This window comes from Bacteroides sp. 214 (assembly GCF_010501015.1).
Classification (GTDB): Bacteria; Bacteroidota; Bacteroidia; order Bacteroidales; family Bacteroidaceae; genus Bacteroides.
The window spans coordinates 1-334 of record NZ_QVML01000044.1; the positions used below are offsets into that span (position 1 = coordinate 1).

Sequence of the window (334 nt, forward strand, 5' to 3'; positions counted from 1 at the left end):
GACGAAGAAGGAAACATTATTTACGGATAATTGTTTCTAAGGTAGCACGACCTTAAAAGGTGTCAATAACACTACTTTATGAAGATATTACTGATAGGAGAATTTAGTCGTTTACACTGGACACTGGCCGAGGGACTTAGAGTACTTGGACATGAAGTTTGCGTGGCATCCGTCAGTTCCTTTTTGCCCAAGAATGCAAATTCTGCAAAGTTGGGATCTGCGTCTTTGCGGGCTACGAAGCGGATGTGCTAAATATGGCTCTCTTTGGTATAACTGCAAAGCAATGGCGTGATACTAATCCTGACCTGAAAGGTAATATCCGGGATTATGCTAC

General features: G+C 42.2%; 1 pseudogene. It reads left to right on the plus strand.

Annotation, left to right across the window (positions count from 1 at the left end):
* Nucleotides 1-233: 233 nt before the first annotated feature.
* Nucleotides 234-334, plus strand: a pseudogene (locus D0T50_RS13475) (KilA-N domain-containing protein); the annotation flags it as partial.